Below are 13699 nucleotides of genomic sequence, written 5' to 3'. Positions count from 1 at the left end.
TCTACTATCAATGTTTCTCAGCATTTTCTCAGACTCGCCCGGTAATCTCGCGAACCATGGAAGATGCAGCGACGTGATTACGACACGAACCACCGGAGACGGCAAGATGCGCTTGAGGTCGCCACAGCGGCCTTCACGGCGACGAAGAGCGCTCTTCGCGGCCGGGCTTGGCGCGGCCGCGTTTGCCGCGGGGCTCGCGCCTGCCTGGGTCCGGGCCACGCCGCGCACGGTGCGCATTTCGAAGGGCTATGGCCTGCTGTATCTGCCGCTGCTCGTGATGGAAAAGGCGCGGCTCTTCGAGCGCCATGCGGCCCGCCAGGGGCTGGCGGACGTGAGTGTGGAGTGGGTGAGGCTCGACGGCGGCAATTCTGTCGACGACGCCATGATGGCCGGCACGCTCGACTTCGCCGCTGTGGGCGCGCCTGGCTTCATCGAGTTGTGGGCGCGGGCGCGCGGCATACCGAACGTCGAGGTGATCGGCATCAGCGGTCTTTCGGCCACGGCGCTCTCGCTCAACACGAACCGTGCGCAGATCGCAACGCTGGGCGACTTCACGAGCGCCGACCGCATTGCGGTGCCGGGCATTCGCACCTCGCTTTCTGCCGTGGTGCTGCAAATGGTGGCGAGCAAGCTGCTCGGGCCGCAGCACTTCGCGAAGCTCGATTCGATCACCGTTGGCCTGCCGCATCCGCAGGCCATGCAGTCGCTGATCCGGCGCGAGGGCGGCATCACGGCGCATTTCGCGTCGCCGCCATTCTCGACGCTCGAGTTGCAGCAGCCGGGCATCCACCGCGTGGTCAATTCGGTCGACGTGCTCGGGCCGCTCACGCTCGACGTGGTGTTCGCGCCCAAGCGCCTCGTCGACACCGAACCGGCGCTCGCAAGAGCGTTCCTTCACGCGCTCGACGAGGCCAACCGAATGATCGCGCAGGACAAAGCGGCCGCGGCGCAGATCTATGTCGATTCGTCGGGCTTTGGCGCTTCGCGCGAGCACGTGGTGCAGACACTCGCTGCGCCGGAGTCGCGTTTTTCGGTCTGGCCCGAGCAGTTGATGGAGTACGTGGACTTTCTGTACATGGTGGGCACGATCAAGGCGAAGCCGCGCACATGGAACGACATGTTCGTGGCGATGCTCGGGGACTTCAGCCCATCTCAGGCAACACACAAATAAACGTAGGAGAACATAGTGAATACAGACTCAACCGTCGATCAACAGCCCGCCGAAGAGCGGGCCGTCATGTCGAAGATCGCGCGCCGCCTCATGCCGATCCTCGTCGTGATGTTTCTGATCTCCTTCATCGACCGGCAGAACGTCGGCTTCGCCAAGCTGCAGATGGTGCACAGCCTCAACATGACCGAAACGGCGTTCGGCCTGGCTTCCTCGCTGTTCTTCATCGGTTATCTGCTGTTCGAAGTGCCCAGCACGCTCGCGCTGCACCGCTTCGGCGCGCGCGTGTGGCTCGCGCGCATCATGCTCACCTGGGGCTTGATTACGGTGCTGATGGGTTTCACCACGTCGATGCAGGTGTTCTGCGGCCTGCGCCTCGCGCTGGGCGTGGCCGAAGCCGGCTTCTATCCGGGCGTGATCTACTACCTCACGCTGTGGTTTCCGCAAAGCTATCGCGCACGCGTGCTGGGCATCTTCACGCTGGGCAGCGCGCTCGCGAACATGCTGGGCTCGCTCGTGGGCGGCTGGCTGCTGAGCCTCAACGGCGTATGGGGTCTTGCGGGCTGGCAGTGGGTGTTCATCGCCACGGGTCTCCCGGCCGTGCTGGTCGGCATCGCTGTGTTCAGGCTGCTGCCGGCGTCGTACCAGGAAGCGCGCTTCCTGAACGAGCGCGAAAAACAGATCGTGGCGGCCGCGCACGAGCGCGAGAAGCCGGAGCACGCCGAACACGCGCAACCCTGGAAGGCGCTGCTCGATCCGCGCGTGATGCTGTTCGCGGCGACTTATATGTTGATGTCGACGTCGCTGTATGGCGTGACGTACTGGCTGCCCACGCTCGTGAAGTCGTTTGGCGTGTCGAGCAGCGTGAACGGGCTGTTGAGCATGCTGCCGTGGGCGCTGGCGGTCTTGCTGCTGCTGTGGCTGCCGTCGAAGCTGCGCCGCGCGAAAAGCATTCTGCGCGCGATGGCGATCGTCGCGGCGCTCGGCACGCTGAGCTTCCTGCTGAGTCTCCTGCTGCCCTCCACGCCGCTGCGCTTCATCGCGCTCGTGTTCGGCGGCGCGTGCATTCCGCTGCTGTACCCGTGCTTCTGGTCGATGCCGCCGCGCTACTTCACCGGCGCGCGGGCGGCGGCGAGCGTCGCCGCGATCAACTCGATCGGCAATCTCGGAGGCTTCTTCGGCCAGAACCTCATGCCGCTCGCGGGCAAGCTCACGGGCACCGCTTTTGGCCCGATGATCGTGCCGATCGTGTGTCTCGCGGTGCTCGGTCTCGGCGTCGTGGTGGCGTGGGGACGTTCCGGGCGCGCCATGGAGGGCGTACCGGCTTGAACCCGGTTGCGCCGCGGCGGGGGCGCGATTGAGCGCGACTCGCCGCGCGCATAGGGCCAGAAAGGTTGCGCGATTGTTCTCCTGGCGGTAACAGTGAGTTCATTCTATTGGCATAGACTTTCGATAGGGCAGCCCTAAAATTCACTCTCGCGTGAGCGTATTGCGACGCTCGATCATGAGAGGAATTGATGCAGCAAATTTTCAAAGGGACCGCAAAGCTTGCAGGCGTGGCAAGCCGGTCCTGGCCCAAAGTCGCCGTATCGCTTGCGGCCGCCTGTGCGGTGCTCGCAGGTTGTGCGTCGGCTGGCAACGTCACCACTGCCGACAAACAGGGCACGTACGTCGTTTCGGCGACCGCAGCGGGCGGACGCCTCGCGTGGGCGCGCGCCCACAAACGCGCGGTGAGCGAAGCCACCGACTACTGCGAAAGCCGCGGCATGCAAACGAGTCTCGGCATGGAGCACACCGAGGGTATCGAGGCGCTGCAGCAGCAGGCCTCCGTCATTCAGTTCGAGTGCCACCCCAAAACCTGAGGCGCTCGCCTCAGCGAATCACGAACGTTTCCCTGCGGGTCCCGTGCCACTTCGTGACTTCGGGGTGCGCCGTCAATCTTGACGACTTCAGAATCGGGTTCGTGACGCGATACAGGCGGTCCGGGTCGGCGGCGGGGAGCAGGGCTTTGTCAGAGGTGTCACCGGAGACGTGGTGAGTTCCGCATCGCCCAAACCCGCCAAATCGCGCAGCTAACGCGTGAGTTGCGATCTTGATGCCGACCTCTATGGGAACGGTACCCATCCAACTTTGGGCAGAGCGCGTGTGATCTAAAGCGTCCGACCCGGCTCGGCAGAAATGTTGAAGTGTGTGGCTCTCACTCGCGATCGCCAGGAAGAGGGTGTTTCTCCTACGATCCGCTTGAACGCTCGAGTGAAATGCGCCTGATCGGAAAATCCATATTTCAGAGCGATTTCTGACGTTGTCGTTGGGAGATTGAGCAGTTCATTTTGAGCTGCAGAAATGCGCTGCCTCAGCCGCCATTGGTGTGGTGTCTGTCCGACACGCTTTCGGAAAGCGCTAAAGAAATGAGCTTTGGACATGCACACGCGCGCCGCAACTTCTGCGATCCCGAGTTCGCCAGCGAGATCGGCGGCGAGGATGTGCAATGCAAGCGGAACCCAGGTATTCTGCGCGGATAGCCGATCTGGTGTGCGGGGCACGCGTTTGGTGGATGTGTTCGGTGTTTTCACGGCGTGATCATTTCTTGTGCTGTTTGTCGTACCACGGCGCGACAAACTCTAACCGAACGATTGGCAAATCCACATAGCTTCTGAGTCAAATGACACTTGACTAGAAGTCAAGAAAACAACTGAGTCAACGCCGCCACCCAGATGTCGAACCACGCCAATCCGTTCGGCCGGTGCGAGAGATGTCCTGACGATCCGCGTAGCTGCGCAGCGGTCGGGCTAGCCAACAGGAGTGCGCGGATTATCGGATCATCTCAATAGCTGCACGGCGAGTCGAAATCTGGGGAAAACTTCAGTGCGATGGCCGATCCGAAAGCCCTCGAAATTCACTTCGTAGGCGCCAATGGGGCCTGCATTCATCAAAAGAGGGGGAGCGGGGCAGAGAAGACGGTTTTGCGCGCGGTGAGCGCCTCGCTCGTTGGGGCGTTGCTGTCTGTGGGCGCTCGACTTTGGGTGAGTGGTGAGCATGCCGTATCACTCTACCGACGGCGAAACGTCGGCGCCGTGGCGGATTTGGTTCGCAGTTCAGTGGTTCGAGGGTCAATAGGGCGAAACTGCTCACGTAATAAGGGAATCCCCGAGCCACTTTTAGGACGCTTACCTAATTCATGCGCATTTGGTCAGCGAATACAGTCATAACTGCCAGCGTGCCGGATTGCAGTTGCGGCCACGCGGGAAGTCTGAGCCTCTCCCCTCGCGGACGCTCGACGGACGCAGCGAACGTATCCTCGCGCACGTGCGCCTCGCCCGATATCCAAACTCGATGAATGAACAACTGGAGTAGTCAACCATAGGAGGTGGACCATTATGAAGACGTTAGTCCACACAGTTTGCGCGGTCGCCGTCATCGCTGTACCCATTGCGTCGTTGGCACAGTCGGAGGGGGCGCTCACACACGCGCAAGTGCAGGCAGAGATCGCTCAGCTGCAGCAAGCAGGCTTCAATCCTGCCAATGCGAATACTGTTGATTTTCCTGCCAATATGCAGGCCGCCGACCCCAGGGCCGCCGACCAGAGCAGCGGCTACGGTCCTGCGACCAACGGTTCGTCGCAGATGGGCCGGCCGGCCGGCACGAGCGGGATGAGGCCGGTGTTCTTTGGCGGGTCGTAAGCGCTTTCGGCTGACCAAGTCGGGCGATGGCGAGCATGCCGTTTCTGCAAGGGACGGGTTGCAGGTAAGGTTGCCGCCATCGATCTGAACGGCGCATTCTGGCCGGCTACGGCACGATGTGCTTGATCGTCCCATGCGCGCGCGTGGGTAACAAACGAGAGACGGCGTTTGGACCCGCGTGCGCTCGATGCAACACGCTTCGCCAATGCCGTCATCGGGCAGGCGATGTTACCCACGAGAACAATCGCCGTGAGTACCGCGCGCTGATCGGCAACAGCATCGCCGCGACGCCGAAATTCCAGATCAGGATCATGACCGTCGCGTCGAGCGGATGAAACATCGAGAGCGCTACGGCCGTGAGCGCGGCAACGGCCAGGCTGCCTGTCATCACCACAGGAGCGGGCGCAAGGCGCGCCACATGGCGCAGCATGATCAGCAGGACGAGCGAGAGCGGAATGCCTGTGAGGCCGAGCGTCGCAAAACAACGTGCGGTTTCCCCCAATGACACGCCGTTCGGGCCGATCTCCACCCAGTTCGTCAAGCATCCGTAGCCGATCGTCGATACCCATGCCAGCAGTGCGGGGAGTGGCAACAGCAGCCAGCGCAGCGACCTTCCCGGCACGCTGGCAATGAACGACGCGACGGCGGCGAGAATGCCCGTCAACGCGGCGGCTGCCGCACCCATCACGAACACCGGCTGCTGGAGCTTCGCCGCGAGGTCGGGCCGCACTCCGTGCGCCACGCCGACCAGAATGAGCACGAGTCCGGCGAACAGCAGCCAGCCGGCCGCCCGCAAGGCGGGCGAGCGCAGCGGGCGCACCGGCTTCGCGTCGGCAACCAGCGATTCGATCAGGTCGGAGGTCGAACTCATTTGCCTTCTCCCTGCGAGAGGAGCTTGCGCAAGCCTTTCAGCCCGCGGTGCACCGCGACCTTCAACGCGGCAATAGTCATTCCACTCGCCACGGCCGCCTCTTTCAATGACATTTGCTCGAGTTTGAGCATACGTATCGCGTCGCGCTGCCCGGGAGGCAAACGCTCGATCGTCTCACGCAGCACGCGCGCATCCGTGGCCTCTTCCATCAGATTCGCTGTGGGGTCGGGCAAGGTTTCATGCTCGTCGTCCAGCGGCACTTCGCGTGCGTCAAGACGCCCGTCGCGACGCAGCGTATCGACGATGCGTCGCATGGCGATGGTCAGCAGCCAGGGGCCAAACGGCCGCCCGGCGTCGTAGGTATGACGCACGAGGTGCACGGTGGCGAGAACGTCCTGCACGACGTCTTCAACGGCGTCGGGGTGGACCCCGTGACGGCTTGCGAGGCTGCGCAGATACGGCGTCATGCTCAGCAGCAGGCGGCGGTAGGCGTCGCGATCGCCTTGCTGCGCGCGCGCCATCAAAACAGACCAGTCGGGCGTGCCATCGGGCCGCGTTGCGTCATCCAGCGTGGCGCTGTGCGGTTTCCCAATAGCCGGAGCGGACCGGTCAGCCTGCATGCGCGCGGCACTGCGGTGTCGGAAGTCGGACATCGTTGCAATCAGTGGATGAAGCAAACTGCGCAAAAAAATAATTGGCGTGCGACGTAACCTTTGCCCGCGCCGGACCGAATCTGGATGTGTGGTCGCATCTTCGCGATCCTAACCCTCGGAGAAGATACTATGAGCAAGTCTGCTTTGACCATATCGTCGCTGTCCGCCGCGGTCGGCATGGCGCTCGCAATGCAGGCGCTGCCCGCGCAGTCGCAGGGTATGGGCAACCCGCCGCAGGCCGTGAAGGACAACATGGCCAGAATGGCGCAGAACCACCTCGAAAAGTGCTACGGCATCAACGCCGTCGCGAAGAACGACTGTGCCGAAGGGGCCCACTCGTGCGCCGGCCAGGCCACGCAGGCGCGCGACCCGAAGTCATTCGTGCTGTTGCCGGCGGGCGATTGCAGCAAGATCGCGGGCGGCCAGACGAAGGCAAGCTGAGGGGCGCTGCGCCCATGAGCTCAACCGTCGCCCGCGACCGCGCGCCGGTCGGCCCGATTCCTTCGAGTGCCGGCGTGGGACTGCGCTTTCGCCATCATCGGGCCGTGTTCGATGAGCGTCCCGCCGTGGCCTGGTTCGAGGTGCACACTGAAAACTACATGGGCGGCGGTCCTGCTACGCGCTATCTGGACGCCATACGCCACGACTATGCGGTATCGCTGCACGGCGTGGGCCTCTCGCTCGGCAGTGCCGATGGACTCGACGCCGCGCATCTCGCACGCGTGAGCGAGGTCGTCGCGCGTGTGCAGCCCGGCCTCGTCTCCGAGCATCTTGCGTGGAGCGTGGCGGGGGGCACGTATCTCGCCGATCTGTTGCCATTGCCGATGACCGAAGAGGCGCTCGATGTCGTATGCCGGAACGTCGATCGGATGCAAACGGCCCTCGGCCGGCGCATTCTCGTGGAGAACCCGTCCACCTATCTTCGCTTCGCGCATTCGACGATACCGGAGTGGGAGTTTCTCGCGCATCTCGCGCAACGCACAGGATGCGGACTCCTGTGCGACGTGAACAACATCTATGTGAGCGCCTGCAACCACGGCTGGAATCCCCACACGTATCTCGGCGCGCTGCCGCCGGCGGCCATCGGCGAAATCCATCTTGCCGGCCATAGCGTCAAGCAACTGGAGGGCGGCCACGTATTGCGGATCGACGATCACGGCTCGCGTGTCGCGCCGCAAGTGTGGGCGCTCTACGCAGCCGCGCTGCAACGCTTCGGACCGCTGCCGACGCTGATCGAATGGGACACTGACGTGCCGCCGCTCGACGTTCTCATCGAGGAAGCCGCTACGGCGGAATCGGCACTGGAGATGGCTCGACATGAACATGCACACGCTATCGCTGGCTGAGCTTCAAGAGGCCATGCGCCGCAGCCTGCTCGAAGGTGCCAACGATGGTGCCCATGGAAGCGCCGCGATCGCCGTGCTGGCCGATGGTCTCGATCCGCAAACACGCCTGAACGTTTACCGGAACACGGCGGTGGGCGTGCTGATCAATGCGCTGCGGCTTGCCTTTCCCGCTGTGCAGCGTCTGGTTGGTGCGGACTTCTTCGAGGGTACGGTGCGCCTGTTCGTGCGTGCCGCGCCGCCGCGCAGCGCATGGCTCGACGAATATGGCGCAGAATTCCCCGCCTTCCTCGCGCAGATGCCACAGCTTTCATCGGTGCCGTATGTGATCGACGTCGCTCAGCTCGAATGGGTGGTGAATGGCGTGCTGCACGCGCCCGATGTCGCGCCTCTCGATCCGGCGAGTCTTGCAGGGCTCGACGAGAACGCGCTCGGCTTGTTGCGCGTGTCGCCTCATCCGGCCACGCGGCTGCTGCGCTGCGACGCTCCGGCTGACGCTATCTGGCGTGCGGTACTCCATCAGGACGACGCGGCGCTGCGCGCAATCGAGCCCGAGGACGGCCCCGTGCATCTGCTCGTGCAACGCGTCGCTGAGGGTGTCGATACGCTGCGCTTGAGCGCCGGAGAGTGGCGCATCAGCAAGGCGCTTTTTGCAGGTGAGGCGCTTGGCGCCGCGCTCGCATGCGCGTCGGAAGCAGATGGTTTTGCACTTATCGGCGCATACCTGGCGCGCGGATGCTTCGCCCGGACGCCGCAGGCTGCCAGCTGCACCCGGATCGACCACGGATCATCAACATGACTCGCCTCTCCAACTCGGCACGCGGCCGCAACGTAATTCAGTGTGCAATTCAGCTGCTGGAACGCCTGCCTTACTCGCTGATGGCCATTGCACTGCGCCTCGCGGTTGCAACGATTTTCTGGAACTCGGCCATGACCAAGCTGGCGAACTGGGATGCCGCGCTCGAATTGTTTCGCGACGAATACAGGCTACCCATATTGCCGCCGGATGTGGCAGCACACATTACGGTGTCGATAGAACTGAGCATGCCGGTGTTGCTGGTGCTCGGACTGGGCGTCAGGCCTGCCGCGTTGGTCCTGCTCGGGATGACCTCCGTGATCGAGATATTTGTGTATCCGCAGGCGTGGCCGACGCATATTCAGTGGGCTGCCATGCTGCTCGTCCTGTTGTGCCGGGGCGCCGGAGTGTTGTCGCTCGACCATCTGATACGTCGGCGATGGTGGAGGTCTGCCGCATCGGAACAGCGCATTTGATGGGTTTCCTTTGCACGAGGCGAGAATATTCCATCCGTGCGGACAACCTGCTTATCCGGAATAAACCCCGTGTTCTCCTCGTTCTTTGACCGTTACGTCTTTGGATTGAGCAAGGACTTCATCCGGGCAAATGCTCAGGAAGCTGTCTGGAGCCTCGCAAGATGAAAGGCGTGTCGCGAAGGATCAGAAGCGGCTTCGTGCTGGTGGGCAATGTGCCGACCACGGACGGTAAGACCGTCGTCGCGCCGGGCTCGCTGCTTGTCATCAATCCGCAAGGTGGCCTTGTCAAGGAACTGAAAGATCCCAACCTGCTTGAATGTGGCGTAACGTGGAGGCGAAAATCCGGGTTCTGCGATGACTGCTGCGAGGTCACCACTTTCAATCCTGCTCCCGCCGGCGGGCGTGGACCGCAGCGCATGGCTACTGCTCGCCGCACGGAGCCTGCGCGGGATCTGCGATGGTTTCGTCGCCGTGCTGTTGCCGGCGTATCTTCTGTCGCTTGGCTTCGGGAAGCTCACGGTTGGCCTGATCGGCACCGCCACACTGCTGGGTTCGGCCGTTGCTACGATTGTTGTGGGGCTGCTGGGTAGCCATTACCCGCAGCGTGCGCTACTGCTCTTCGCTGCCGCCCTGATGGCGGCAACCGGCCTTGCGTTTGGATTCCTGTCGTCACTGTGGCCGCTGCTCGTGGTGGCGTTTGTCGGCACGCTCAATCCGGGTTCGGGCGACGTCAGCCTGTTTCTGCCGCTTGAGCACGCGCGCCTCGCCGAATCTGCCTCGGGCGACGCACGTACCGCGCTTTTTGCACGCTACAGCCTTGTGGGAGGGGTGTCGGCTGCCCTGGGCGCGCTGTTCGCCGGATTCCCTGACTGGATGTCCGCGCATGCCGGCGTTTCCGCGCGCTTTGCCATGCGCGGGATGTTTATCATCTACGCGATTACCGGGCTCGTGGTCTTCCTGCTGTACCTTCGATTGCCGAAGCGTTTGGCGCACACCGCATCGGTTCGTGCGTCGCTCGGCCCGTCGCGCGGGATCGTTATTCGCCTGGCGCTTCTGTTCAGTGTCGACGCGTTTGCCGGCGGCCTGCTCGTGAACTCGCTGCTCGCGCTATGGCTTATCCAGCGCTTCGGCTTTACTCTCGCGTCTGCAGGACAGTTCTTTTTCTGGTCTGGGTTGCTGAGCGCAGGTTCGCAATTGGCGGCTGCACCGATCGCACGCAGGATCGGCTTGCTCAACACCATGGTGTTCACTCACATCCCTTCGAGCGTATGCCTGATTGCTGCCGCCTTCACGCCTACGCTACCGCTGACTTTAGTGTTGTTGCTTGTGCGCAGTGCGCTGTCGCAGCTCGATGTGCCGACGCGGAGCGCCTACGTAATGTCGGTGGTCACACCGCCCGAGCGGCCGGCCGCTGCGAGTTTTACGGCGGTGCCGCGTAGCCTGGCGGCGGCGGTGGCGCCGGCGATCGCAGGCGCGCTGCTGGGCGCCGGATGGCTCGCCGCGCCATTGGTCGCATGCGGAACGCTCAAGATCGCCTACGATCTCACGGTGCTCGCCGCTTTTCGTCATATCAGGCCGGACGGAGGATCGTCGTGAAATGCGGACGTGGACGCGTGCGCCATTCCTTCGTTGCGCCACTCGTCGGCATGCTTTTCGTGATCGCGGCTGCGGCCGGGAGCGGTGCTGGTTGTATCGCGCGTGGAGCGGATGACGCAATAACCGGCAACCTCCCGTTGAAGCACGTCGAGGATGTGCCGCTGCCAGGACGCGCGTCACGCTTCGACTATGAAAGCTATGACGCCGGCCGGCATCTGCTGTTCATCGCACATCTCGGGGACAGTGAAGTTGTGGTGTTCGATACGCTCGCGTCCCGCGTTGTCGCGCGCATAACCGGCATCTCCTCCGTGCATGGCGTACTGGTAGTGCCTGACCTGTCCCGCGTGTACGCATCGGCAACCGGCACGAACGAGATTGTCGCGATTGACGAGCGCACGTTGCAGATCATTGCCCGCGCGCCAGGCGGTATCTATCCGGACGGCATGGCGAACGCGCCCGACGCGCGCAGGCTCTACGTTTCGGATGAGACGGGAGAGACGGAGACAGTGATCGATGTCGCGGGCAACCGCCGTATTGCGACGATTCCGCTCGACGGGGAAGTTGGAAATTCGCAATACGATCCGGTTTCGCGACACATCTTCGTCAACGTGCAGACGCGACGGCAGCTAGTGGAGATCGATCCGGTTACCAATGCGATTGTTTCCCGTGCTGACCTGCCTGACGCGAAGGGGAATCACGGACTGCTGATTATCCCGGATTCACGTCTCGCACTGATCGGTTGTGATGGCAACGACCGCCTGCTGGTGCTCGACATGCACACGATGAACGTTGTCTCGGCATTCGATACCGGCGGCGAGCCGGATGTACTGGCGTTCGATCCCGCATTGCACACGGTCTTCGTGGCTGGCGAGGCAGGCGTCGTGTCGATGTTCAGCGTCGACGCGTCCCGCGTGTCGAAGATTGGCGACGGGCACGTGGGACCGAATGCACACGTTGTCGGTGTCGATGTGGAGACGCACCGGTCGTACTTTCCGCTGAAGGACGTCGGCGGGCATCCTGTACTGCGGATCATGGCACCGCGCTAGGGGCGCGCCTGGTGCTGAAGGTCGTCTTCAAGACGGTTCACATTGCGCTCAATTACGGCCTGCTCGTGCTTGTCACCGTACACGTTGCGGCGGCCGTCAAGCATCAGCGGTTCGACCGTGACCGACTTCTTTCGCGCATGCTGCCTTTCCTTAAATGACACGATTGCTACCGCGATGAAGCCGACAATCTAACGAAACGTGCTGAGCGCATTCGCCGCGGCCTCGATGCCCGAAAGGGCTCGACGATGACGTATATCCATTCGTGAAACGGGAAACGCAGCATTCACGGATCGGCACGCTCCCTGACGAATTCGGCACGGATCTTCATATGCACGTCGTCTCCGACAGCGGAGGACCATTTCGTCAGCCCGAACGCTGATCGGCTGAAATGGCCGTCGGCGGAGAAGGCCAGCGTCTGGAGAGCGCCCGGCGGATCGTGCGGGTCCGCGTCGAACCTGACATCGAGCGTGACGGGGCGCGTCGTCGAGCAGATCGTTAGATCGCCCGTCAACAGGCCATTGAACGGACCGATCCGCACAAGGCGGGTGCTGACAAAGCGAATGGCCGGGTAGTGCTCCACGTCCAGCATGCCGCCGCCCTCGACGATTCCGGTGACAAACGGTGCGTTCGCTTCGAGGCTTGTCGCGTCGATTGTCACCATGACGCGGCCCGAAGCCACGCCCTGGAATCCATCGAGTTCGGCACCGAAACGGCTGAAGCGCATCGTGAGATTCGAGTGCCAGACGTTCGTGACGTCGAATGTCACACCCGAACGGCCTGGATCGAGTCGATATCGTGCCAGCTGTGCAGACGTGTCGATCGGATCGGCGCTGACCCCGGCAACTGCGCAGGCAGTGCAGGCAAACATCGCGATTGCGGTTGCGTGGGGTTTGAGACGACCCATGATTACGCCTCGTCGACGGATGGGGTTGCGATCCAGCACGCTTTACCTCCACTTTTCGGGGTGTCCGCCAAGCTCGCTGCAGACGTCGACAGCGATTGTGTGCAGTTGTCCCTCAGGTACCTGCCCGGAGAGCGCGTAACTCATGTGGTCGCTTGCCCAACTGTACGTGCGGCGACCGCCTTCGCGCAGGATCCGGATCGGAATTTCGCGTTGCGAGGTCGGACTCATGTAGAGCGCAATTCGCGCGCCGGCCCCGTTCTCGTACATGAATTGTGCGGCAGGCCCAGCTATGCCCGGCAACAGCCGCCCACCCAGCAGCGCGAATCCGTACTCCTGTAGCGACGGCGCTGCGAGCGAACGATCCAGGCGCTTCGATAGCCAGGCGATGAGCGCCCCCTCATGCGCGGCAGTCACCTCGACTGGATGACGTCGCTCGGGCGCGTAGACCACGTATGCATCGTCGGCCTGCTCGGCGAATGCCGTCTGTGCCGAAAGCGGCGCAACAGGCGACAGCAGCACGCTTGCGAGCCCCGCAATGATAGCGCCCGCCGCGAGCGGGCTGACGGTGAGCGCGATGCGATGCCACCAGGGTGCGCGCGGACGCAGCAGTACCACGTACGACCACGTCGTTTCTGCGGCGGAATCAGCGATGAGCACGCGCAACGCGGCCCGCTGCGTGCGATAGCTGGCGACGACGCTTGCAGCGCGCCGGTTGACGGCCAATCGCGCGCCTAGGGCCTCGTGTTCTGCTACCGTCAACTCGCCGTCAACGAATGCCGATAGCGTACGCAGCTCCGGTTCGCTGAGGGCTGACACCGCCCCGGGATCGAGATCGTCGCTCATCGCGCTCACTCTATGCTGCCGACGACGCGGGCCGGTGGAGCTGCCCGCTGCGTGCAGCAGACGCATGTGCTCAGTCGCCCGTAAAAAATATGACGCCGCCGTACTGACAGCTCGGCCGCAGTTCGACTATCCAACGTGCCCAATCACGCGGAAAGCGTCTGTCCAGACAGCATCACGGCCTCGTGACGTACGGAGGACACCAGGAAAACGTTACGCATGGGCCCTTTATTCCGCTGCACGCGAAAGCAGGATTTGCTGAGGTCACTTCGACGTTCGTGCCAGGCGGCGGCAGCGCCCCGGTGTCATTTGCCTCAAAGACGTTT

15 protein-coding genes and 1 pseudogene are annotated in these 13699 nt (G+C 63.0%); 11 read left to right on the top strand and 5 right to left on the bottom strand.

What is annotated here, in order from left to right:
- The first annotated feature begins 106 nt into the window (after window positions 1–106).
- From VSR72_RS16095 to VSR72_RS16085, 3 genes are all read left to right on the top strand, one after another.
- Entirely contained in the window at window positions 107–1171 is a 1065-nt protein-coding gene (locus VSR72_RS16095) for an ABC transporter substrate-binding protein (protein ID WP_342953331.1), read from the top strand.
- Between the two features lie 66 nt (window positions 1172–1237).
- Complete coding sequence (locus tag VSR72_RS16090) at window positions 1238–2497, top strand: MFS transporter (RefSeq protein ID WP_342953486.1); 1260 nt, start codon at window positions 1238–1240, stop codon at window positions 2495–2497.
- Between the two features lie 188 nt (window positions 2498–2685).
- Window positions 2686–3030, top strand: coding sequence for a hypothetical protein (locus tag VSR72_RS16085; RefSeq protein WP_342953330.1), 345 nt, complete (start codon window positions 2686–2688; stop codon window positions 3028–3030).
- Between the two features lie 288 nt (window positions 3031–3318).
- On the opposite strand, the gene VSR72_RS16080 is transcribed toward VSR72_RS16085, so the two are convergent.
- Window positions 3319–3741: an AraC family transcriptional regulator gene (locus VSR72_RS16080; protein WP_342953329.1), complete on the bottom strand. Its 423-nt coding sequence runs from the start codon at window positions 3739–3741 to the stop codon at window positions 3319–3321.
- Between the two features lie 804 nt (window positions 3742–4545).
- Here VSR72_RS16080 and VSR72_RS16075 point away from each other — a divergent pair.
- Complete coding sequence (locus VSR72_RS16075) at window positions 4546–4848, top strand: DUF4148 domain-containing protein (protein ID WP_342953328.1); 303 nt, start codon at window positions 4546–4548, stop codon at window positions 4846–4848.
- A 211-nt stretch (window positions 4849–5059) separates the two neighbouring features.
- Here the strand turns inward: VSR72_RS16075 and VSR72_RS16070 are convergent, their stop codons facing one another.
- Both VSR72_RS16070 and VSR72_RS16065 read right to left on the bottom strand, forming a co-directional pair.
- On the bottom strand, window positions 5060–5719 hold the full coding sequence (locus tag VSR72_RS16070; protein ID WP_342953327.1) for a DUF1109 domain-containing protein: 660 nt from the start codon (window positions 5717–5719) through the stop codon (window positions 5060–5062).
- The gene (locus VSR72_RS16065; RefSeq protein ID WP_342953485.1) at window positions 5716–6339 is read right to left on the bottom strand and encodes a sigma-70 family RNA polymerase sigma factor; all 624 of its coding nucleotides are present in this window, start codon (window positions 6337–6339) and stop codon (window positions 5716–5718) included. The genes VSR72_RS16070 and VSR72_RS16065 overlap by 4 nt, the downstream gene beginning before the upstream one ends.
- Before the next feature lie 162 nt (window positions 6340–6501).
- Between VSR72_RS16065 and VSR72_RS16060 the strand changes: the two genes are divergently transcribed.
- From VSR72_RS16060 to VSR72_RS16030, 7 genes and pseudogenes are all read left to right on the top strand, one after another.
- Window positions 6502–6813: a DUF2282 domain-containing protein gene (locus VSR72_RS16060; RefSeq protein WP_342953326.1), complete on the top strand. Its 312-nt coding sequence runs from the start codon at window positions 6502–6504 to the stop codon at window positions 6811–6813.
- Between the two features lie 14 nt (window positions 6814–6827).
- Window positions 6828–7718 carry a DUF692 domain-containing protein gene (locus VSR72_RS16055; RefSeq protein WP_342953325.1) on the top strand — a complete coding sequence of 297 codons (891 nt, stop codon included), beginning with the start codon at window positions 6828–6830 and terminating at the stop codon, window positions 7716–7718.
- Entirely contained in the window at window positions 7690–8514 is an 825-nt protein-coding gene (locus VSR72_RS16050) for a DNA-binding domain-containing protein (protein WP_342953324.1), read from the top strand. The genes VSR72_RS16055 and VSR72_RS16050 overlap by 29 nt, the downstream gene beginning before the upstream one ends.
- Window positions 8511–8987, top strand: a complete 477-nt coding sequence (locus tag VSR72_RS16045) for a DoxX family protein (protein ID WP_342953323.1) — start codon at window positions 8511–8513, stop codon at window positions 8985–8987. Before VSR72_RS16050 ends, VSR72_RS16045 begins: the two co-directional genes overlap by 4 nt.
- Before the next feature lie 354 nt (window positions 8988–9341).
- A complete protein-coding gene (locus tag VSR72_RS16040; RefSeq protein ID WP_342953322.1) occupies window positions 9342–10583 on the top strand; it encodes an MFS transporter in 1242 nt (413 codons plus the stop codon).
- Window positions 10584–10633: 50 nt separating this feature from the next.
- The gene (locus VSR72_RS16035; RefSeq protein ID WP_342953484.1) at window positions 10634–11629 is read left to right on the top strand and encodes a YncE family protein; all 996 of its coding nucleotides are present in this window, start codon (window positions 10634–10636) and stop codon (window positions 11627–11629) included.
- An 11-nt stretch (window positions 11630–11640) separates the two neighbouring features.
- A pseudogene (locus VSR72_RS16030) lies at window positions 11641–11787 on the top strand (cytochrome b/b6 domain-containing protein); the annotation flags it as partial.
- A gap of 125 nt (window positions 11788–11912) precedes the next feature.
- Here VSR72_RS16030 and VSR72_RS16025 read toward each other — a convergent pair.
- Window positions 11913–12533, bottom strand: a complete 621-nt coding sequence (locus VSR72_RS16025; RefSeq protein ID WP_342953321.1) for a YceI family protein — start codon at window positions 12531–12533, stop codon at window positions 11913–11915.
- A gap of 42 nt (window positions 12534–12575) precedes the next feature.
- On the bottom strand, window positions 12576–13376 hold the full coding sequence (locus VSR72_RS16020; RefSeq protein WP_342953320.1) for an anti-sigma factor: 801 nt from the start codon (window positions 13374–13376) through the stop codon (window positions 12576–12578).
- Between the last annotated feature and the right edge of the window lie 323 nt (window positions 13377–13699).

The organism is Paraburkholderia sp. JHI869 (genome assembly GCF_038900775.1).
GTDB lineage: Bacteria > Pseudomonadota > Gammaproteobacteria > Burkholderiales > Burkholderiaceae > Paraburkholderia.
This window is presented reverse-complemented; position numbering and strand designations above follow the sequence as displayed.

What these genes read in the sequence shown, in the direction of transcription:
- VSR72_RS16095 (WP_342953331.1), top strand. Translation starts at nt 107, where the DNA reads ATGCGCTTGAGGTCGCCACAGCGGCCTTCACGGCGACGAAGAGCGCTC.
- VSR72_RS16090 (WP_342953486.1), top strand. Translation starts at nt 1,238, where the DNA reads ATGTCGAAGATCGCGCGCCGCCTCATGCCGATCCTCGTCGTGATGTTT.
- VSR72_RS16085 (WP_342953330.1), top strand. Translation starts at nt 2,686, where the DNA reads ATGCAGCAAATTTTCAAAGGGACCGCAAAGCTTGCAGGCGTGGCAAGC.
- VSR72_RS16075 (WP_342953328.1), top strand. Translation starts at nt 4,546, where the DNA reads ATGAAGACGTTAGTCCACACAGTTTGCGCGGTCGCCGTCATCGCTGTA.
- VSR72_RS16070 (WP_342953327.1), bottom strand. Translation starts at nt 5,719, where the DNA reads ATGAGTTCGACCTCCGACCTGATCGAATCGCTGGTTGCCGACGCGAAG.
- VSR72_RS16065 (WP_342953485.1), bottom strand. Translation starts at nt 6,339, where the DNA reads ATGCAGGCTGACCGGTCCGCTCCGGCTATTGGGAAACCGCACAGCGCC.
- VSR72_RS16060 (WP_342953326.1), top strand. Translation starts at nt 6,502, where the DNA reads ATGAGCAAGTCTGCTTTGACCATATCGTCGCTGTCCGCCGCGGTCGGC.
- VSR72_RS16055 (WP_342953325.1), top strand. Translation starts at nt 6,828, where the DNA reads ATGAGCTCAACCGTCGCCCGCGACCGCGCGCCGGTCGGCCCGATTCCT.
- VSR72_RS16050 (WP_342953324.1), top strand. Translation starts at nt 7,690, where the DNA reads ATGAACATGCACACGCTATCGCTGGCTGAGCTTCAAGAGGCCATGCGC.
- VSR72_RS16045 (WP_342953323.1), top strand. Translation starts at nt 8,511, where the DNA reads ATGACTCGCCTCTCCAACTCGGCACGCGGCCGCAACGTAATTCAGTGT.
- VSR72_RS16040 (WP_342953322.1), top strand. Translation starts at nt 9,342, where the DNA reads ATGACTGCTGCGAGGTCACCACTTTCAATCCTGCTCCCGCCGGCGGGC.
- VSR72_RS16035 (WP_342953484.1), top strand. Translation starts at nt 10,634, where the DNA reads ATGCTTTTCGTGATCGCGGCTGCGGCCGGGAGCGGTGCTGGTTGTATC.
- VSR72_RS16025 (WP_342953321.1), bottom strand. Translation starts at nt 12,533, where the DNA reads ATGGGTCGTCTCAAACCCCACGCAACCGCAATCGCGATGTTTGCCTGC.
- VSR72_RS16020 (WP_342953320.1), bottom strand. Translation starts at nt 13,376, where the DNA reads ATGAGCGACGATCTCGATCCCGGGGCGGTGTCAGCCCTCAGCGAACCG.